This window comes from Janthinobacterium sp. KBS0711 (assembly GCF_000988085.1).
Classification (GTDB): Bacteria; Pseudomonadota; Gammaproteobacteria; order Burkholderiales; family Burkholderiaceae_D; genus Janthinobacterium; species Janthinobacterium lividum_E.
This window is the reverse complement of sequence record NZ_LBCO01000035.1, coordinates 134457-155918: the sequence shown is the minus strand read 5'-3', so window position 1 is coordinate 155918 and position 21462 is coordinate 134457. Positions and strand designations below refer to the sequence as shown.

11 protein-coding genes and 1 pseudogene are annotated in these 21462 nt (G+C 60.5%); 10 read left to right on the top strand and 2 right to left on the bottom strand.

Annotation, left to right across the window (positions count from 1 at the left end; all coding sequences use genetic code 11):
* Positions 1-382: 382 nt before the first annotated feature.
* A pseudogene (gene tnpC / locus VM94_RS23935) lies at positions 383-970 on the bottom strand (IS66 family transposase); the annotation flags it as partial.
* 483 nt (positions 971-1453) lie between these two features.
* Here tnpC and VM94_RS27970 point away from each other — a divergent pair.
* The gene (locus VM94_RS27970; RefSeq protein WP_082127893.1) at positions 1454-2077 is read left to right on the top strand and encodes a DarT ssDNA thymidine ADP-ribosyltransferase family protein; all 624 of its coding nucleotides are present in this window, start codon (positions 1454-1456) and stop codon (positions 2075-2077) included.
* Positions 2070-2780: a DarT1-associated NADAR antitoxin family protein gene (locus VM94_RS23930; protein ID WP_046685759.1), complete on the top strand. Its 711-nt coding sequence runs from the start codon at positions 2070-2072 to the stop codon at positions 2778-2780. Before VM94_RS27970 ends, VM94_RS23930 begins: the two co-directional genes overlap by 8 nt.
* An 819-nt stretch (positions 2781-3599) precedes the next feature.
* On the opposite strand, the gene VM94_RS23920 is transcribed toward VM94_RS23930, so the two are convergent.
* On the bottom strand, positions 3600-4595 hold the full coding sequence (locus VM94_RS23920) for an AraC family transcriptional regulator (RefSeq protein WP_046685758.1): 996 nt from the start codon (positions 4593-4595) through the stop codon (positions 3600-3602).
* Positions 4596-4654: 59 nt separating this feature from the next.
* Between VM94_RS23920 and VM94_RS23915 the strand changes: the two genes are divergently transcribed.
* The 8 genes from VM94_RS23915 to VM94_RS23880 all read left to right on the top strand — a co-directional run.
* Positions 4655-5902, top strand: a complete 1248-nt coding sequence (locus VM94_RS23915; protein WP_046685757.1) for an MFS transporter — start codon at positions 4655-4657, stop codon at positions 5900-5902.
* 562 nt (positions 5903-6464) lie between these two features.
* Positions 6465-7631 (top strand): efflux RND transporter periplasmic adaptor subunit, encoded by a 1167-nt coding sequence (locus tag VM94_RS23910; protein WP_046685756.1) that lies wholly within the window; start codon positions 6465-6467, stop codon positions 7629-7631.
* Positions 7631-10819, top strand: a complete 3189-nt coding sequence (locus tag VM94_RS23905) for an efflux RND transporter permease subunit (RefSeq protein ID WP_046685755.1) — start codon at positions 7631-7633, stop codon at positions 10817-10819. Before VM94_RS23910 ends, VM94_RS23905 begins: the two co-directional genes overlap by 1 nt.
* Positions 10816-12309, top strand: coding sequence for an efflux transporter outer membrane subunit (locus tag VM94_RS23900; protein ID WP_046685754.1), 1494 nt, complete (start codon positions 10816-10818; stop codon positions 12307-12309). Before VM94_RS23905 ends, VM94_RS23900 begins: the two co-directional genes overlap by 4 nt.
* 148 nt (positions 12310-12457) lie before the next feature.
* The gene (locus VM94_RS23895) at positions 12458-13855 is read left to right on the top strand and encodes an MFS transporter (protein WP_046685753.1); all 1398 of its coding nucleotides are present in this window, start codon (positions 12458-12460) and stop codon (positions 13853-13855) included.
* 264 nt (positions 13856-14119) lie between these two features.
* Positions 14120-16036 (top strand): glycosyl hydrolase family 28-related protein, encoded by a 1917-nt coding sequence (locus VM94_RS23890; protein WP_082127892.1) that lies wholly within the window; start codon positions 14120-14122, stop codon positions 16034-16036.
* 304 nt (positions 16037-16340) lie between these two features.
* A complete protein-coding gene (locus tag VM94_RS23885) occupies positions 16341-18353 on the top strand; it encodes a S9 family peptidase (protein ID WP_046685751.1) in 2013 nt (670 codons plus the stop codon).
* A 583-nt stretch (positions 18354-18936) separates the two neighbouring features.
* Positions 18937-21462 (top strand): beta strand repeat-containing protein (locus tag VM94_RS23880; protein ID WP_235433007.1); only part of this gene is annotated, 2526 nt, incomplete at its 3' end.

Below are 21462 nucleotides of genomic sequence, written 5' to 3'. Positions count from 1 at the left end.
ACTTCTGCTTTGAGGCCAGGCTGTGTGGAAACGCAGAAAAATTCTGGTTCTTCAAAAATCGGCCTCTCAAAACGCGCGCTACCCCGTTTTCTCGGTGGCGGGAATGGTAACCCTACCCACGAATATTTTGAGATTTGGAGTTTTCACCCAGCCTGGGGCGGAACCAGCCGCTCCCTGCCTCTGCTGGTGGCGTTACGGAAGTTGTCAGTTCAGGGACGACGTCGTTCGCAGCCATTTCGTTATCCCTTTGGATTAGTCGCAGCTATTCAGCGAAAAATCGTCGCAGCTTTTAGCAAAATCAAGTTGGCCTAGCCCTGTACCGCAATACCTTTCGTCGCGTCTATTTCAGAAAGTCACAACACCGCTGGGAAGCGGCGTGATCTCAAAGGGCTGCTGGCAGCTTGCAGTTCCAAGGCAAGAAGTCATCAACCCGGTTGACGGGATGATCGGTGATATGCGTCAGCACGTGACGCAACCAAGCTTCGGGTGCGACACCGTTCAGCTTGGCCGTGCCGATCAACGAGTAGATCGCGGCGGCCCGTTCGCCGCCGCTGTCGGCGCCGGCGAACAGATAGTTGCGCCGACCAATGGCGACACCACGCAAGGCGCGTTCGGCCGCCGAGTTGTCAATCTCGATGGCGCCGTCGTCGCAGTAGCGCAGCAGCGCCGGCCAGAGCTTGAGCGCGTACAGGATCGCCGCCGCCGTGTCGGACTTGCGCGACAGCGTATCGAGCGTGGAGCGCAGCCAGTGCTCCAAGTCCTCGAGCAGCGGGCGCGAGCGGGCTTGCCGAACTTGTCGTCGTTCGTCGGGCGGCTTGCCCCGGATCTCGGCCTCGATCACATAGAGCTCGGCGATCCGGCGCAGCGCCTCGGTGGTCAGCGGCGTCGCGCGCGCCGCGTGCAGGTCGTGGAATTTGCGCCGCGCGTGCGCCCAGCAAGCCGCTTCCTGGATCGTGCCGTCTTCGAACAAAGCGTTGACCCGGACCAGTATCACGGCTGGCTCGATGGTTCTCTGGTGAACGAAGATGATTTGTTCCAGCAGTATCCAGCAGAGCGCCTGGTGGCTGTAGCTGATCCGCTTCCGCCGCGCGTGAAAAAATGAGCACGGACTAGGGCGTTTGAGAGTGTGGGTAGATCTGACAATCGGACAAAAAAGCTTAACAGTTTTGTGCTTCAATGCCCGGCGAATTTCACGGTGCCAATTTTATAAAAGCTAAGGCCGTTTCCAAATGTCAGGCCCCGGTTTGCGGATGAGCACCGGCTGAAGGGCATGATTCCTGCTGAGAATAGAAACGAATACAGATAACTTGTCTCGGATAGGAGCATGGAAAATTTATCTGTAGGGCATGCGGTGGAAAAGTGTTGCTTGGCGTCTCTTTATGTTGTTGGTAATTCATTTTTTGTTGACTAAAGTGATATTATTTATTAACAACATTGATTATTGAGGGACTAGATGCCAATTCAACAGTTCGCAACCGCACGCGGTATCAAGCATTTGTTTCACTTCACGCAGTTGGGGAATCTGCCATCAATTTTGGCAAACGGATTACTTCCCACAAATCACTTAGATGCAAATCGAGTGGCCTCGATACGAAACGATCAACAACGTATTGATGGTACGACGGGAATCTGCCTGTCAATTAGCTTCCCAAACTACAAGCTATTTTACCCGTTCCGCCTGAATACTCCCGATACACAATGGGTTGTTCTCGCCATTAAACCCAATGTCTTATGGGAGAAAGACTGTGCATTTTGCCGCCAAAATGCAGCCAAAGCCGAAGTGACAAATATTCCTCTTAACATGCGTAAAACGCTTCCTGCACTGCACGCCATGTTTGATGATTTTCCAGGAGTTCCGCGTGCCTCTCTTGCTGTGCCAGAGAACTACCCTACACATCCGCAGGCAGAAATATTAGTGTTTGAGCCTATCCCACCGCAGGACATCGTCGCTATAATCTTTAACGATCAGGCAGTACAGCGGCAGTACAAGGCAATGAATCTGCAGCAACAGATCGTTTACAATACTACGTACTTTTCAGCACGCCGCGATTTCGATAAATGGAAGGCAAATGGCTAAACGCCCAGTATTCATACCAGTGGTTGACGGCCCGGTTCTTGTTTCTACCGTGTATGTCGATTTTGAGTGGTTCCCCGGCATGGCACTTTCGCAGGCGCAGAAGTCGATTGCGGCTCTGCACATGGCTGCACGCAAAGAGATTTGCTCGGAAATGATCCTTGAGATTTCCAGCAAATCTATGCAAGATGTTGGTACTAAGCTAAGTGCTTTCAATCTCAAAATACGAACGCTAAAATACAATCGGGAATTCAGCGTTGAGTGTGCTTATCAGGCAAGTAAAGTATTCGAGCGAGGCGGGCCGTTCATTGACTTGTTGGGAAGAACTTCCTTGGACGCCAAGCGTGACCCTAGATTGAACGAATGCGGTCGGATGACTAAGTTTTCATTCTTCGGAGTCGATTGGCAACTTGAGCCTCGCACAGCATTTTATGACTGGCTTTACATGAATGCTTTGCACAAGCAGCCTACCTTGGCGGAAGAGGTGTTGAGCTACTCAGCATTTACTGATATTGCATTTAACCCTGATCGTTCGATAAATTGCCAAGCATACGCGGCTGCTCTGTACGTCTCGCTTTCGAAGAGAGGAATTTTAGATACCGCTTTTCTTAGAGATCAGGCGAAGTATTTGGAGGTGGTCTCCAGCATGCAAGTTAGCAATGCGCATGAAAATACTGTGGATCAGGGGCGCATGACCTTTGAGTGACTGCAGTCAATGCACTGAACAGCCGCTTGTTTAAAATCGTGGAAAATAGCTGTCAAAATGTATAATATTTGAAGATGGAACACCGAAACATGCGGGTTTGAGTACCTATCGGAAAGTACTGTATATTATACGACTCACCCCCTATATGTAGCATCCATGCGGGTTTCGGCTAAGTATCATCGCGCATGGGGTGCATGGGGTCGAAAGTTCGAATCTTCTCGCCCCGACCATTAGATTCAAAGACTTGGCAGTTTTTGTGCTGCTGAGATAAGAAGCTGTGTACACAGATGTGTACACAGCTTTTTTTTGTGACTTTTGCGTCCCTGATGTAGGTGTCTTAACGAGAGCAAGAGCTGTCTTGAACGTTGTAGGAATCGTCTGCAGTCTCTTTTAGTATCCGCGATGAAGGACGACGTCACCACAAATATAGTGCGCTGGCTTGGTGCCTTGAACACCTTTTCCACCACCTGCGCCGTCAGTGTTCGTTTGCTGGCCGGATTGGCCCCCTCAGTTTACCCCTCCCTCGATGTCCTCGCGAACGCCGCGCCCTTGTCGTCAGATACCTCGAGTCCCAATTCCTTCAAGTCTTCATGGATCTGTTTCAGCGTGCGCCGTTGCTTGCGTGATCGCGTCGCCTCGGTTTTCAGGAGCGCAGAAAGCTGGAACGCGTATTTGTCGATGGCCCGGGTGGAGCGCCGCTCAGAGTAGGCTGGCTCAATGGTTTCCGACCGAATGCGCTTGATCGACGTGCTGTTCGGCCACTTTGCGACTATGCCGCTGAAAAAATGGATTGATCGGCGCTTCTTTAAGCTACTCTCCTCAAAGCATTTGCCGACAGGCACCCGGCGGCTTGCCGATGACGCGCTTGAAAGCACGACTGAACGCGGCTTGAGATGTATAGCCAAGGCGTCGGGCGACGACGTCGATGGACACTCTTTCGTGAGTGAGCAATTGTGTGGCAAGACGCATTCTCAATTCCGTGGCATAGCGCAGGGGCGGCACTCCGATGGTGGTTTCAAAGCGTCGCGCGAAGACAGAGCGGGAGATATGACACTCCGCAGCCAACTGTGCAACTGTCCACTCACGGCCAGGCTGGCGGTGCAGCGCCAATATGGCACGAGCAAGGCGTGGATCGCGCAATGCGGCGAGGAGGCCAGAAGCGTTTTCACAACCGCATTCAATCCAGCCGCGCACGATCATTGCTGCCGCGACTTCCGCCAGGCGAGCGAGAATGCCTGCAAAGCCAATACGGCCGGCGCAGATTTCACGCTTCATCGAATCAAGAACAGGCAGTAATCCGGGATAGCCTTGCGCTTGCGTGTCAGCCACCATGACGGTTGGCATCAGCTTGCCGATCCCTTGCATCCCGCCGAGATCGAATTCCATGCAGCCGTAAAAAATAACCGCACTGGGCACGGGGTGCGTACTGGGACATGTGTCCACTCCGCTAACGGATTCACCAAGGGGCGCGGCATTGAACTTTGCGATGTCCTGAAATGCGATACCCGCATCCGATAGAAGCTGATGCCTCCCACCGTGAGGCATGAACGCCGCGCTACCGGCGGACAGCTTGTGCAACTCACCATCATCCGTGGATATGAAGGCAGTGCCAACGGCCAGGAAGTGGAAGTAGGCGTGGCCTGGCTTGTCTTCAAAGCCTATGCCGAAAGCTGGACCGGTCTGAATGCGGCGGTACTGGACTCCACGCAGGCGCATGCCGGTCAATAGTTCACTGACGAGATTAGATGATAGGGGCATTTGATTTTGCTTGCGCATTTTAGGTGTTTTGATCAAAACATCAGGATTCACCATCATAGATCATCCTGAATTTTACCTCTAGACTTTCGACTCTGATTGTTTTAGGGATTGTAGAGATGAACAACGATGTTTTTGCTACCGGGCAAACGCCCAACGCGAACGATGTGTCTGTAGAGCCAGTGGCGGCAGCATGGATGGCAGTGTTTTCACTGGCAATGGGGGTTTTCGGTTTACTGACGGCGGAGTACTTGCCAGCCAGTCTATTGACCCCGATGGCCTTCGACCTTGGCGTATCGGAGGCACTAGCTGGTCAGGCAGTGACGGTGACGGCCGTCGTGGCCATGTTCGCCGGGCTGTCGGTGCCACGTCTCACGCGTCATTTTGACCGGCGTGTCGTCTTGTTGGCTTTCACAGTGCTGATGATCGCCTCCAACCTGCTCGTGGCGTTATCCTCAAGCTTGACAGTATTGTTGGTGATGCGCATTCTTCTGGGCGTCGCCTTAGGAGGCTTTTGGAGCATGGCGGCAGCCGTGGCCATGCGGCTGGTGCCGGCAAAGTTGGTGCCGCGAGCGCTATCCATCATATTCAGTGGCATCGCCATCGGGACCGTCGTTTCCGTGCCGTTGGGCAGCTACCTGGGGGGGCTATATGGCTGGCGCAGTGCATTTATAGCAGCCGCGGCTGTCGGAGGGCTAACACTTTTGTTTCAATTGTTCACGCTGCCCCGTATGGCGCCGCGCACCATGATGCGCACCACATCGGTACTGGGATTGCTCCGTCGCCAGGGGATCGGGATCGGGATGTTGGGCTGCGTACTTGCCCATACGGGGCAATATGCATTGTTCACCTATATTCGCCCCGCGCTTGAAAGCGTTGCCCATATAGATGTAAACGGTTTGTCTCTGATGCTCCTGGGTTTTGGTGTCGCCAACTTCGTTGGCACGCTGCTGGCCGGCTGGCTAATGGAGCGCAGCCTGCGTGCTACTTTAGTGCTCATGCCTGCGCTGGTGGGCTTGGCGGCATTCGGCATGATCCTACTGCCAGTCCAAGGAACAGGCCTGATGCTTTTGGTCGCTCTGTGGGGCCTGGCGTTCGGCGGCGTACCTGTTGCCTGGTCCAACTGGGTAGCCCGTGCTGTCCCTGATCAAGCGGAGACCGCTGGTGGCATGGTCGTCGCTGCGGTGCAATCTTCAATAGCTGCCGGCGCTGCATTGGGTGGCATTATGTTCGGGTTTGGTGGAGTCACGGGCGTTTTCATTATTGCTGGCGTTGTGATGCTGTTCGCTGCTCTCGTTATCGCTTTAAGAGTGCGAGTCGAATTGCCGCAGCACGGTGCGACCGCGGCCCCAGTGCTGCACGTTTGAGCGCAAGCCACATCCGAATTTTCAATATTTGGGTGACGTCAGCCGAAAATTTTCCCCCATTACCGTCGGGCTTTGCGCTGCTGCGTATCATCGGCGCCATCCCACATCGAACTGAGGCCCGATCAGGTGTCGGCGCCACCTTTTTGCGGCGGGAACACGAACTGACTGATTAACCCATACTTGATTTTTAGTCATGGGCGCGGGCGATCACTTTGGCAGTCTCAGGCATGACGGCGATATCGACAGCTTTGCCACTGTTTTTTGTGTCTTGCCTGGCTTGATCCTGATCCGCCCACCCTCGATCTGTGATTCTTTCAGTATGCGCATATCTGTGCCGCGCGCCCACGTAGGGTTGTCCTGGCGCAGGCCCAGATGCGGCGTTCCCCACTCCATACACGCCAAAGAAATATCGACGCGATCACCGTGCGCACCAATACACCGCTCCGCCGCAGCCCTCAAATTTATAAAAAGCTTGACCTTCCAAGTGTGTCAGGTCGGATAAAGGCAATGGGAGTTGTTTCAGCTCAACAAAACCATGTCGACTCCAGTCGCGAAAGGCACAATGATGAAAGTCACACCAATAACCCTGATTACCGCGGTGCTGGGCACCGCGCTTGCCGTCAGCGGATGCAAGCAGACGGCATCGCCTGCCGCTGCCGCCAAGCCGCCCAGCGTTCCCGTTGCCGAAGTGATCGTTCGCCAGGCAACACCTTACGTCGAGTTCAACGGCTCGCTGACCGCCGTCAAGCGGGTTGAGCTGCGCCCGCAGGTGGCCGGCTACCTGCAGGATGTGAGCGTGCCGGAAGGCCGCTTTGTCGAGAAGGGCAGCAAGCTCTTTGTGATCGATCCGCGCGTGTTTCAGGCGGCGGTGCATGCCGCCACGGCGCGCCTGCGCGAGGCTGAAGCGGCATCGATGCTGGCGCAGGCCGAGCATGCACGGGCCGAACAGCTGTTCGCCACGAAGATCGTCGCGCGCGACCGTCTCGACGTGGCGACGGCGGCGCTGCATGCGGGCAAGGCACAGGTTGATGCCGCCAGGGCCGCGCTCGACGCTGCGCAGCTGGAGCTCGGTTTCACGCGCGTCACGGCGCCGATCAGCGGACGAGTCGGCCAAGTCCTCGTCACCGAGGGCAACTACGTCGCCAGCGGCGTGACGCCCCTGACGACGATCGTTTCCATCGATCCCCTGCACGTGTATTTCGATGTCGATGAACGCACCTATTTGCGCTCGCTCGCCGCCGGCCGCGCCAGCGCCACCGCGCGTGGAACGCAGGCGGCCAAGGTCATGGTGGCGCTGGCCACGGACAAGACATACACGCGCCACGGCCATGTCGATTTCCTGGCCAACGCCGCTGATCGCGGCACGGGAACGGTGCGCGTCCGCGCCGTGGTCGACAACCCCGATGGAAAACTCACGCCCGGCCTGTTTGCCAAGGTCAGGCTGGAGACGGGGGCGCAGCAAGCCAGGGTGCTCGTGTCCGACCAATCGATAGGCACGGACCAGGGGCGCCGCTATGTGCTGGTGGTCGGCAAAGGCGACAAGACGGAGTTCCGGCCCGTCGAGCTTGGCCCGATGGTCGACGGTTTGCGCGTGATCGAGCAGGGGCTGCAGCCCGGCGAGCGCATCGTCGTCAAGGGCCTGGTGCGCCCTGGCATGCAGGTGACGCCGCAGTCGGCCGGCATCGACGGCACGCCCATCGCCGTGCCGAAAACCTCGGGAGCCGCGTAATGTCCTTCCCACGTTTCTTCATCGACCGCCCGATCTTTGCCATCGTCCTCTCGGTCCTGATGGTGCTCGCCGGCATCGTTGCTTTCTTCCAGATGCCGCTCAGCGAGTATCCCGCGGTAACGCCGCCGACCGTGCAGGTGAGCGCCGCCTATCCTGGCGCCAATCCCAAGGTGATCGCCGAAACGGTGGCGGCGCCGCTCGAGCAGGCCATCACCGGGGTCGAGGGCATGCAGTACATGTCGTCGCAATCGGCAACCGACGGCCGCATGACCTTGACCGTCACTTTCGCGCAGGGAACGAATGCCGACATGGCGCAGGTCCAGGTGCAGAACCGGGTCGCGCGCGCACTGCCGCGTTTGCCTGAAGAGGTGCAGCGCCAGGGCGTCGTCACGCAGAAAACCTCGCCGGACATCCTGATGGTGGTCCACCTGCTGTCGCCAGACAAGCGCTACGATCCCCTGTACATATCGAATTACGCCTACCTGCAGGTGCGCGACGAGCTGTCCCGCATCCCCGGCATCAGCGATGTCCTCGTCTGGGGCGCGGGCGAATACAGCATGCGGCTGTGGCTCGACCCGAACCTGATCGCCGCACGCGGCCTGACGGCCGGCGAGGTGATTGCCGCCGTGCGCGAACAGAACGTGCAGGTGGCCGCCGGTTCCGTCGGCCAGTCTCCCGATTCCAGCGCCGCCTTCCAGGTGACGGTCAACACGCTCGGACGCTTGACCGACGAGGAACAGTTCGGCGACATCATCATCCGCACGGGCGCCGAAGGCCAGGTGACGCGTTTGCGCGACGTGGCCCGCATCGAAATGGGTGCCGACGCTTATGCGCTGCGCAGCCTGCTGGACGGCGAGCCGGCCGTCGCCTTGCAAATCATTCAAAGCCCAGGCGCCAACGCGCTCGACGTTGCGCAGGCGGTACGCGACACCATGCGGCGGCTGGAGGAAAATTTCCCGGCGGGATTGAGCTCGCGCATCGCCTATGACCCGACGGTCTTTGTGCGTGCCTCGCTGGAATCGGTGGCAACGACCTTGCTGGAGGCGATCATTCTCGTCGTCATCGTGGTGGTGCTGTTCCTGCGCAACTGGCGCGCCTCGCTGATTCCCCTCATGGCGGTGCCCGTGTCGCTGATCGGCACCTTCGCCGTCATGCATCTGATGGGCTTCTCGCTCAACACGCTGTCCCTGTTCGGCCTGGTGCTGTCGATCGGCATCGTCGTCGACGACGCCATCGTGGTGGTCGAGAACGTCGAACGCCACATCGAAAATGGCGAAGAGCCCAGGCAAGCGGCAAGGTGCGCCATGGACGAGGTCACGTGTCCCATCATCGCGATCACCTCGGTGCTTGCCGCCGTGTTCATTCCGACCGCCTTCCTGAGCGGCCTGCAGGGCGAGTTCTACCGCCAGTTCGCGCTGACGATCGCCATCTCTACCATCCTGTCGGCCGTCAATTCGCTCACGCTCAGTCCGGCGCTTGCAGGCCTCCTGCTCAAGCCAGGTAAGGTCAAGGCCGGGGCTGGCGCCGTGCATGATCCACGCAGCCTGCGTGGCCGTGCCGAGCGCCTGTTGCAGATGCTGGGCCGGCCGTTCCAGCGCGCGCCGGATGCGTATGGCAACACCGTGCGCAAAGTCGTCAGGGTCAGCGGCGTGGCCTTGCTCGTGTACGGCGGCCTGCTCGCGCTGACCTTCTTCGGCTTCAAGGCCGTGCCGCCGGGCTTCGTGCCGATGCAGGACAAATACTATCTGGTGGCAATCGCTCAGCTGCCCAACTCGTCATCGCTGGACCGCACCGATGCCGTCGCCAAGCAGATGTCGAAGATTGCGCTGGCCGAGCCTGGCGTTGAAAGCGTCGTCGCCTTCCCTGGCTTGTCGATCAACGGCTTCGTCAACGTGCCGAACGCGGCCGTCATGTTCGTCATGCTCGACCCGTTCAAGGCCCGCACGACGCCCGACCTCACGGCGAGCGCGATCGCCGGGCGCCTGCAGGCGAAGTTCGCCGGCATTCCCGACGGTTTCCTCGGCGTGTTCCCGCCGCCGCCAGTGCCCGGCCTTGGCGCGACCGGCGGCTTCAAGATGCTGGTCGAGGACCGTGGCAGCGCCGGGCTCGATGCCCTGGTGCAGCAGACGCATATCCTGATGACCAAGGCAAGCGAGTCGGGACAGGTGGCCGGCCTCATGACCAGCCTGGACGTCAATGCCCCGCAGCTCGAGGTCGCCATCGACCGTACCCAGGTCAAGAGCCAGGGCGTGCGCCTGGCCGACGTGTTCGAGTCGCTGCAGATCTATCTCGGTTCCCTCTATGTCAACGATTTCAACCGCTTCGGCCGAACCTACAAGGTGACGGCCCAGGCCGATGCGGAGCATCGCATGCAGGCGGAGGCCATCGGCCGCTTGCAGGTACGTAACGCGGCCGGCGACATGCTGCCTTTGTCGTCGTTTGTCACCGTCACGCCCAGCTCCGGTCCTGACCGCGTGGTTCACTACAATGGCTATCCCTCGGCCGACATCTCGGGCGGCGCGATGCCAGGCGTCAGTTCGGGGCAGGCGATAGCTGTCATGGAACGGCTGGCGAAGGAGGTGCTGCCTGAAGGCATGAGCTTTGAATGGACTGATCTTACCTACCAGCAAAAGCTGGCCGGCGATTCGGCGCTGTTCATCTTCCCGCTGTGCGTGCTGCTTGCCTATCTGATCCTGGCCGCGCAGTACAACAGCTGGCTGCTGCCGCTGGCCGTCCTGATGATCGTGCCGATGTGTCTGCTGAGCGCGATCATCGGCGTGTGGCTGGCGGGCGGCGACAACAACATCTTCGTGCAGATCGGACTGATCGTGCTGGTCGGACTGGCGGCGAAGAACGCCATCCTCATTGTCGAGTTCGCACGTAGCCTGGAAATGGAAGGATCGAGCGCGCTCGATGCGGTCATCGAAGCTTGCCGGTTGCGGCTGCGGCCCATCCTGATGACTTCGCTCGCCTTCATCGCTGGCGTCGTGCCGCTGGTCTTCGCCAGTGGCGCCGGCTCCGAGATGCGCCAGGCCATGGGCATCGCGGTGTTCGCCGGCATGCTGGGCGTGACGCTGTTCGGATTGTTCCTCACGCCCGTGTTTTATGTGGTGATGCGCGCCCTGGCGGCCCGCTTCGAGCGCCATACGCCAATTACCAAGACAAGCATGAACAGGAGCACGACATGAATAGCCCGTATCAAACAATTGTAGTTTCATTGAGTGGGCTCACGTTGCTGGCCGGCTGCGCGGTCGGCCCCGATTATGCGCCGCCCTTGCCGCCGCCGCTGTCCGCATCGCAGTTTTCCGGCAGCCCAGCTCAGGCCCACGCCGGTCTCGCGCCGGGAGCGGTCGAGGTGGAGTGGTGGCGCACCTTCGACGACCCGGCGCTGGTCACCCTGATCCAGCGGGCGCTGGCGGCCAACCACGACGTCGGCATCGCTGCCGCCCGGCTCGCGGAGGCAAAAGCCTTGCTGCGCGAAGACAGGCAAGGTTTCCTGCCGCAAGGCGGGGCCGCGCTCGGGTACGAGAAGCGCCGTTTGAGCAAGGCCGAAACGCTGCCCGGCCAGCCGCGCCAGAGCGAAAGCTATCGTGCCACCGTCGATGCTTCCTGGGAGATTGACCTGTTTGGCCGCGTGCGGCGGTCCGTGGAGGCGGGCCAGGCGCAGGCGGGTTCGCGCGAAGCCTTGCTGCGCGGCGTGCAAGCGGGCGTCGCTGCCGCGGTGGCGAGCACCTGGTTCGAGCTGGGCGGCATCGAGGCTGAACTCGCTGTCGTCGCCAGCATCACCCAAAGCCAGCGCGACAGCCTGGCGCTGGTCGAGCGCATGGTGAGCGCAGGCTCTGCCAGCGAACTCGACCGCCTTCGCGCCGAGGCCTTGCTGCGCTCGGTGGAGGTGGCCGCGCCCGAACTGGAGCGCCGCCGCGCGGCCTCCGTCAACGCATTGGCCATCCTGCTTGGCGAAGTGCCGCAGACGTTCCGTCTTCCTGCCGCCACGCCGGCAAGTGATGCGCTGACGGTGCGGACGATCGCCGTGGGCGATCCTGCCGGGCTGCTCGCGCGGCGCGCCGATATTGCGGCGGCCGAGCGCAACCTGGCTGCCGCGACCGCCCGCATCGGGGTGGAGACGGCAGGCCTGTATCCCGAGGTCCAGGTAACGGGTTCCATCGGACTCGTCGGGGGGAGCCTCGATGCGATGGGCGACGCCGGCATGCAGTCGAGCTTTCTCGGCCCCGTCATCCGCTGGAATCTGCTCGATACGGGGCGCGTACGCGCCCGCATCGCGGCCAGCGAGGCACGCGCCCGGGCAGCCCTGCTCGTCTACGACCAGACCGTCCTGCGCGCACTCCAGGAAACGGACGATGCCTTCAAAGCCCATGACACGGCAGGCAGCACGCTCGGCTTGCGGCTGCTTGAGTCGGCGGCAAACCGCGAGGCTGCGCGACTTGCCAGGCTACAGTTTTCGGCAGGCGCGGGCCTGTACCTGGACGTGCTCGAAGCGGAACGGGCCGACTTTGCCAGCCGTCGCGCGCTGGCCGTCGCGCGCACCAACCAGCGGCTTGCTGTTGTCAGCATCTACAAGGCGCTGGGCGGCGGCTGGGAGATCTGCGCGCAGGCAAGCTACGACTGTGAAGGCGCCGGGGCGCTTCCCCGGACGAAGCAACTCGCCGGCAGGCCTTGATCTGCCTGTGCGCGAGCGGCATGCCGGGCCGACCCTGTTGATACACGGCGGTCCGGGCCTTGCGCCTTATCCCTTGACCATCCCAGCGTTGTAAGCCAAATACTCCATGTCAATCGCAATACGCGGGAAATTGATCTGGAGAACTCCAATGCAACAATTGATACCTGATCCGAAGAGATGGGCTGCGCTGGCCTTGCTGTGCGCCGCCCAGTTCATCGTGATTCTCGATACGTCCATCATCGGTGTGGCACTTCCCGCCATGCAGCGGGACCTCGGTTTCAGCGCCAGTGGGCTGAGCTGGATATTCAATGCCTATGTCATCGCCTTTGGCGGCCTGCTGCTGTTGGGAGGACGGTTGGGCGACTTGCTTGGCGCCCGCCGTATTTTTACGAGCGGATTTGCCATACTGACTTCTGCTTCGCTGTTGGCCGGGCTGGCACACAGCCAGGAAATGCTGCTTGCCGGTCGCGCATTGCAGGGAGTGGGTGCCGCATTGATCGCACCGTCCGCACTGACGATCGTCATGCGCCTTTTCGGGCATGACGGTGCCGAACTTGGCAAAGCATTTGGCTTCTGGGGTGCCGCGGCGGCTGCAGGCGGCTCAGCTGGCGTGTTTTTAGGTGGCGTCATCACCGAATGGATGACCTGGCCTTGGACCTTCCTGATTAACGTGCCACTCGGCCTGCTCGTGCTGGCCCTGATTCCAGCCGTGCTTCGCAAGTCGCCGCGCAGCATTGGGGCCGTTGACTGGTTTGGCGCGATCAGTGTGACTGGGGCGCTTGTCAGTCTTGTCTATGCCATCGTCACCATCGAATCTGCCAGCCTTGGTTCGGTGCCGATTTTGCCGATTTCCGCCGGACTGTTCGCCGTCTTCCTGATCAGCCAGTTCGTGCGACGCGAACCGCTGCTTCCTCTGGGCATTTTCAAGACGAAGAACTTGGCGGCAGGCAATTTTGTGATGGCATTGCTTGGGGCCGCCTGGATCCCGCTCTGGTTCTTCCTGAACCTGTATCTCCAGCAAATTCTTGGTCTTTCGGCGCTCGCCAGCGGCTTGGCGTTGCTGCCCATGACCATCACGATCATGATCGTGATGGTGGGATTTTCTGGCAAGCTGATTGGCCGGTTTGGCGTCAAGTCCAACCTTGTGCTTGGCTTGTTGCTGATGGCTGGCGCGCTGCTCATGTTTGCGAACCTTCCGCTGAACGGTGCATACGTGACGCACGTTCTCCCGGCCTCCCTGCTTGCCGCCCTGGGTATGGCCCTGGCGTATATTCCGACGACGATGACAGGCATGGCCGGCGCCAGGCCTGAGGAAACAGGCCTGGCTTCAGGCTTGATCAATACAACTTATCAGATCGGCTCTGCCATAGGTCTCGCCATGATGGTTGCGCTTGCGACCTCCGGTACGGGCCACACCACGGAAGGCGTGCTGGCGGGTTTTCAGGCCGCATTCCTGGGCGCTGGTGTCGCCGCCGGCTTGGCCGCGTTCGCGGCACTGGTGTTCGTTGGATCGACTGGTCCGCAACGAGAGGTGCCAGTGGGTTAACGTCCTCAAGTTAATGGAAGCTGGCAATGATGCGCTAGGCCTTTCCGGAGCAATGCTCCAAGCGTATCGTTGGGTCGCGCACCGCCAGTATCTCAGGTGCGCGCTCTTTCGATCAACAATCTCAAGCGCTCCTCTAAAATTCATGCGTTTATTCTATTCAAGCATCGCGTGCTTGCTTGCGCCGGTATAGATGCCTCCATACTGTAACAGCAGGCGTCATCAGCAACTCGTACAATCTCAGTTCGATCAAATGCGGAGGTTGTAATGAGTAATTCTGGACCAGCAAATAAAGCGCGCCGCAGCATGTTTGCCGCTGCGCTGGCCGCAGGGGCGGCGACACCGGCAATGGCCAGGCTTATTTCCACCAACTCGTCTGAATCTAATGTGGTTGGTAGTTTCTTGCCGTGGGCCAAACAATTGTTTCAGGATGCCTCCTGGAAACCTCCAGTTGGCGGCCAGATTTTTACCTATGCAGCTGGCACGCTGACGCCGAAGGCTACCTATCAAAATGCGGCGCTGACGATTGCCAATACCAACCCGACACTGGCGAACGCAGACGGTGAAGTATTGATGTTCGGAGCCGGGGCATACCGCATCATTTTGAAGGATACGTTTGGTAACACTATCCATGATGTTGATAACATTGAGAGCTCGCAATCGATTGTCGATACCTTGCGGCAAGATCTGGATCACCCATCGGGCGCCTCAATGGTGGGCTATCACAGCAGTCCCGGGCGTACGACGGAGCAGCAACTTGATATGTTGTACTATGGCATTGCCAACATACTAGATCCCCAGTACGCGGGCGGAGCTGATCCCACCGGCGTGAAAAATTCGACGGCGGCGATCCAGGCTGCAATGGATGCCAAAAAATATGTCATTTTTCCGGCCGGGACGTATTTGACGGGCCGCCTGGTACTGAAGTTTCATGGTCAGATCCTGTCCGGTGCCGGGCGCGATGCGACTGTTTTGCGGTGTCCGACCGGCTATTGCATAACCAACTATGGCGGCGAGGATACCGGGCCGATAGGCGCCGACTGGATTGGCGGTTTCAAACTGTGCGACCTGACGTTGCGCGGGGGCTTTACCCATGCGGACGACTTTGCGCCACCCGTCAACAGCTGGGCAACAGGGCACGGCCGCGGCAAGCCATTTACGACCAGAAACCTGAACGTCGGCGTGAGGCTCAAGCGCGCATATCCGTTCTGGTATGAGAATATCAGGATCGAGAAATTTCATCGTGGCGAAGTGATCGTCGGAGGGGCGGCCGGCACCCGCATGGGAGCCGAATTCAGTGACTGTCAATACGGCACTTTCGTTGTCAACGGTGCTGAATGGGGCGATGCGGCCTGGCTGGTGACGACGCAGCGCTGGCTCAGTAACTGCTGGTATCGTAATTGTTGGATCGGACTGGGCGGTAGCGACCTGGTACAAAGTGCCATTCCTGACCGGACGTCGTGCATTTTCGAGCCTTGCAACTCAGCCGTGGCGATAATCAATGGCGGGGACAATACCTGGAGTGGTTATTACGAACGCTGTTCGGAGGGAATTTACCGCAACGGCGGCGACATGGGGCATGACGTGATCGTTGACCCATTCTTTGCCGGAGCGCCGGGCGCCTTTTGGGGCAATGGGGACTCCATTCTGATGGACGCAGGGATAGGTGCCAGCGGCCGCATCACGTTGCGCGATGGCGGCGGCGTTATTAAGGGCGGCGGCCTCCGGGTGTTGAATGGCCGGCTGTTGCGGCCTGAAAAATTCCGCTGTGTTAACTTGCTGATTGGGCCCGCTGTTGCTCATCCTGGCGACCTCGCCGCCATAGCCATGCCGTTGGTCGTGCAGGAAGACACGGACGGTTTCTTCCCCACAGGCGTATCGGTCTCCCGCATCATCATTCCCAATTCCTGTCGTGGTTCACGGGTGCGTTTGTCCGGCAGCATCCGGATCGATGGCAACACAACGTTCAATGACCTGAGGGTCGACTTGCACATGAACGGCGCGACGTTTGCCGGCACGACGAAGCATGCCAGCATTACCTCGCTGGGGTACGAAGCCACCTTTTCAACGTGGCCGGTCACGGTCGATGTGGGCGACTATTTTGAATTGAACGTTTCCATGAAACTACCTCGTGATATACCTGCCAGCAATGCATCCTGGCTTGCACTGGAGGTGCTCGAGTAATCAGGCGGCCTGCTGATAACCATATCAGGCCGCCCGTCCGGAACGGGCGTTTTCTCCATGAGAGGAAGGCATCGATGTCCGTCGAAACGACTGCCGCCCGCGCGCAGTAGCAGCGATTTTATCGTCCGCGTGGTGACCGTTTGCCATCCTCGCCTTTGCTTCTCATCCCCCATTTCCCCCATCCTGTCCCCCGATTTTCGTCTCCTGTCGCTGTAGTCAACCTGGCAACATGGCTTTGGCCTATGATGTGCTGGCACATGCACAATGAGCATGTTTTCCTTCATTCCACAACCATGAGGTGTCCATGATTCGCTATGTCCTGCCTGTCCTGTTGTTCGCCAGCGCACTGCCGGCGCACGCTCAAGCCCCTGCCAAGGAAACGCCGCTGATTGAGCGGGCCAAGCTGTTTGGCAATCCCAGCAAGTCCGGTGGCAAGCTCAGCCCCGATGGGCAGTGGCTGTCATGGATCGCGCCGCGCGACGGCGTGCTCAATGTGTGGGTGGCGCCGGCCGGTGACCTGGCGCAGGCGCGGCCGCTGACCGAAGAGAAAGTGCGGCCCATCCGCAGCAGCTTCTGGGCGCCCGACTCCAAGACCTTGCTGTTCATCCAGGATAAGGGCGGCGATGAAAACTTCCTGCTGTACGGCGTGAACGTGGCGAGCGGCAAGCAGACCAATTACACGCCGTTCGAAAAGACGCGCGTGCGGATCGTGCAGATCAGCAGCAAGGTGAAGGACCGCATCCTCGTCGGCATCAATAACCGCGATGCGCGCTGGCATGACGTGTACAGCCTGGACCTGGCGAGCGGCAAGCTGACCCTGGTGCAGCAGAACGATGGCTATGGCGGCTACCTGGCCGATGAGCTGCTCAATCTGCGCATCGCCAGCAAGGCGCGCGCCGATGGCGGCATGCAGTATTTCCGCCTGACGGACGGCAAGGTCGAGAGTGCGCCGCTGGCCGAAGTGGGTCTGGAAGACTCGCAGACGACGGCGCCGCTGGCCTTCACGGTCGATGGCAAGACTCTGTACTGGACCGATTCGCGCGGCCGCAATACTTCGGCGCTGCTGGCGCAGGACGTGGCCAGCGGCAAGAGCACGGTCGTGGCGCAAGATCCGCGTTCCGACATCGCCGACGCGCTGTACGACACGCGCACGGGCCAGGTGCAAGCGTATACAGTCAATTATCTACAGCAGGAATATCTGCCGCTGACGAACGAACTGAAAGCCGACCTGGCTTTCCTGAAGAAAAATACGCAGGGCCAGTTCACGGTAACGTCGCGCACGGATGTCGACGATAAATGGCTGGTGAGTGTCGACGCCGTCACGGCGCCGCCATCGAGCTGGCTGTACGAGCGCAAGACCAAGAAGCTCACGCGTTTATATGTGACCCGGCCCGAACTGGAAGGCGCGCCGTTGGTGCCCATGTATCCGCAGCAACTCAAGGCGCGCGACGGCCTGACCCTGGTGTCCTATCTGACCTTGCCGCAGGCGTCGAAGGCGACGGCCGACGGCAAGGCCACGCAGGCGGTGCCGATGGTGCTGCTGGTGCATGGCGGCCCGTGGGCGCGCGACACCTATGGCTACAACGGCTACCACCAGTGGCTGGCCAACCGCGGCTACGCCGTGCTGTCCGTGAACTTCCGCGGCTCCACGGGCTTCGGCAAGCAGTTCATCTCGGCCGGTGACCTGCAGTGGGGCCGCAAGATGCATGACGACCTGCTCGACGCCGTGCAATGGGCCGTCAAAAGCGGCGTGACCACGGCCGACAAGGTGGCCATCATGGGCGGCTCGTATGGCGGCTACGCCACTCTGGCCGGCATGGCGTTTACGCCGACGACGTTTGCCTGCGGCGTCGACATCGTCGGCCCGTCGAACCTGTTTACCTTGCTGCAAACCATCCCGCCGTACTGGGAAGCGGGCAAGCAGCAGTTCTACAAGCGCATGGGCGACCCGACGACGGAAGAGGGCAAGGCGCTGTTGAAGGAGCGCTCGCCGCTGAACTTTGCGCAAAACATCCAGCGTCCGCTGCTGATCGGCCAGGGCGCGAACGACCCGCGAGTCAACGTGGCGGAATCGGACCAGATCGTGGCGGCCATGGCGGCGAAGAATATCCCCGTCACGTATGTGCTGTTCCCTGATGAAGGTCATGGCTTTGCCCGGCCCGTCAACAACATCGCCTTTAATGCGGTGACGGAAAACTTCCTGGGGCAATGCCTGTCGGGCCGCGCCGAGCCGATCGGCGCCACCCTGAAGGCGTCTACCGCGCAGGTCAAGCATGGCGCCGAGTTTGCGCCTGGCTTGGAGCAAGCCATGCAGTAAAGCTGGCAACAGGTGGCGCAGCCTGCCGGGCAAGCCGCCTGGCAGGCCATGCTGCCTGTCGGCAAGAAATTCTGCGCGGGTGGCTTGCAAGGTGACAGTCTCCGGCGTTGCGCGCGTACAACTGACGGCAGGCTGCGCCAGGCCAATTCGCTGCCCCCACGCCCGATGAACCACTGGCATGACACACGGCGAGTTGGTCAATCCAGCCCTCCATGAGGCATTCTCTTTCAATTCTGTTGCCAGATAAATACACCATTTCAACAATAATTGTTTTTCGTTAAAAAACTTCCCTATTTGATAATATCTTGCAGTTACTTTCCTTGTGAGTCGTAGTAGCATAGATTGACTTAAAGCAAGGTTCAATCATGCTGGGAAGCCATCTTCAGGCCTGTTGAAGGTTGCTGTCATCGTCGTGCAGGTTTGCCATGACCGTTATCCGTACAAGGTCCAGCGTCAAGATAAATGTATCGAGGGAAGAAAAATGTTTCTAAATTTCACGAAATTTGGATGGCTGTTCACGCCTGTCCGCGGTGTTGACGGCTGCATTGCCGGGATCCATGGCGCGCCGCCTGCCCAAGGCTTGGTGCCATCGTGGCTGATGCGCCTGGCGGGAACCCTGCTGTTTCTCTTGCTGTCCCTCTTATCCAGCCAGGCTTCCGCCGCCAGCACCTGCCCGAGCCCGCGTGCCGTCAGCATCGTCGCGGGGGGCGAGTATTACGAGGATTACACCAATGCGCCTTGCTCCCAGTTCGGCCTGACGGGAACCCTGGTGGCGCCGCTGTATGGCACGCTGGAAGATTCGAATGCCACGAATGCCGTGCGCTACCGGAATACCAATCTCAGCGCGACTTCGGACACGTTTACCGTCAGGGATGATGTGGGGCAGCCCATCGTCTACAACGTCACGATCACCTCGGCCATCGTGGTGGCGCCGGCCACCGTGCCGAATGCCACGGTGGCCCAGGCATACCCCACGACAACGTTTACATCGACGGGTGGCGCGGCACCGTACACCTATGCCATCAGCGCCGGCGCCTTGCCGGCTGGCATGAGCTTGAGTGCTGGCGGTGTGCTGTCGGGTACGCCGACAGCGGGCGGCACCTTCAACTTCACCGTGCGCGCCACCGACTCTTTGGCCATCAATGGCACGCGCGCCTATACCTTGACTGTCTCCGCGCCCACCATCGCCATCGCGCCGACGACCCTGCCGGCAATGACATCCGGCGTTGCCTATAGCCAGACGATAGCCGCCAGCGGCGGAACCGGCACCTACACCTATGCCAGAACGGCCGGCAGCCTGCCCGCAGGCTTGACCCTGGCATCGAACGGCACCCTGTCCGGCACGCCGACGGCGGCCGGAGCCTACAGTTTTACCGTCACCGCGACCGACAGCAGCACCGGCGCCGGTCCCTATTCGGGCGCGCGCGCGTATTCCGGCACGGTGGCGCCTGGTGCGCCGACGGCCGGTGCTGTCAGCGCCACGGTGGCCTATGGCAGCAGCAGCAATCCGATAACGCTGAACCTGAGCGGCGGTGCGGCGACGTCGGTGGCCATTGGCTCCAGCGCCTTGCATGGCACGGCGACGGCCAGCGGGACCAGCATTACCTATACGCCGACGGCAGGCTACGGCGGGCCGGACAGCTTTACCTACACGGCCAGCAACGGCATCGGCACCTCGACGCCGGCCACCGTGACGATCACGGTGGCCGGCCCCACCATCGTTCTTGCGCCAAGCACCGTGCCTGCGGCAAGCGTAGGGACGGCGTATAGCCAGAGCGTGACCGCCGCGAACGGCACGGGTCCCTACACTTACGCCATCAGCGCCGGCTCCCTGCCGGCCGGACTCAGCCTGAATACCGCCACCGGCGCGCTGACGGGCGCGCCAACGGCCGGCGGCGTCTTCAACTTTACCGTGCGGGCCACGGACAGTTCAACGGGCAGCGGCCCGTATTCCGGTGCGCGCGCCTACTCGCTGACGGTGTCGGCGCCATCGGTCACTGTGGCGCCGTCAACCTTGCCGGTGATGACGGCAGGTCTCGCCTACAGCCAGAGCATTACGGCCGCCGGCGGCACGGCGCCGCATAGCTATGTCATCACTGCCGGCAGCCTGCCGACGGGCTTGAGCCTGGCGGCGGACGGCACCTTGTCCGGCACGCCTGCAGCCACCGGGGCCTACAGTTTTACCGTCACCGCGACCGACAGCAGCGGCGGCGCCGGCCCCTATTCGGGAGCGCGCGCGTATTCCGGCACGGTGGCTGCTGGTGCACCCGTTGCCGGTAATGTCAGCGCCACGGTGGCCTACGGCGGCAGCGCCAATCCGATCACCCTGAACCTGAGCGGGGGCGCGGCAACTTCGGTGGCCGTGGCTTCCGCCGCAAGCCATGGCATGGCGACATCCAACGGCACCAGCATCACCTATACGCCGACGGCAGGTTACGGAGGGCCGGACAGTTTTACCTACACGGCGAGCAACGGCGTGGGCACGTCGGCACCCGCCACCGTGACCATCACGGTCGGCGGCCCCACCATCACTATTGCGCCAAGCACCGTGCCGGCAGCAACCGTAGGGACGGCGTATAGCCAGAACGTGACGGCCGCGAACGGCACCGCGCCATACACCTACGCGATCAGCGCCGGCGCCTTGCCGGCCGGGCTGAGCCTGAATACCGCCACCGGCGCTCTCTCGGGTACACCGACAGCGGGCGGCGTCTTCAACTTTACCGTGCGCGCCACGGACAGTTCAACGGGCAGCGGCCCGTATTCCGGCGCGCGCGCCTACTCGATGACTGTCACTGCGCCTACGATCACGGTGGCACCAACGGTGATGCCGGCGATGACAGCAGGCGTCGCCTACAGCCAGGGCATTGCCGCCAGCGGCGGCACGGCCTCGTATAGCTATGCCATCACCGGTGGTAGCGTGCCGACGGGCCTGAGCCTGGCGGCGGACGGCACCTTGTCCGGCACGCCGACGGCAGCGGGGCCATATAACTTCACCGTCACCGCGACCGACAGCAGCAGCGGCAGCGGACCCTACACGGGGTCGCGCGCCTATTCCGTCACGGTGGTGGTGGCGCCCCCAGTGGCCGGCGCCGTCAGTGCGACGGTGGCC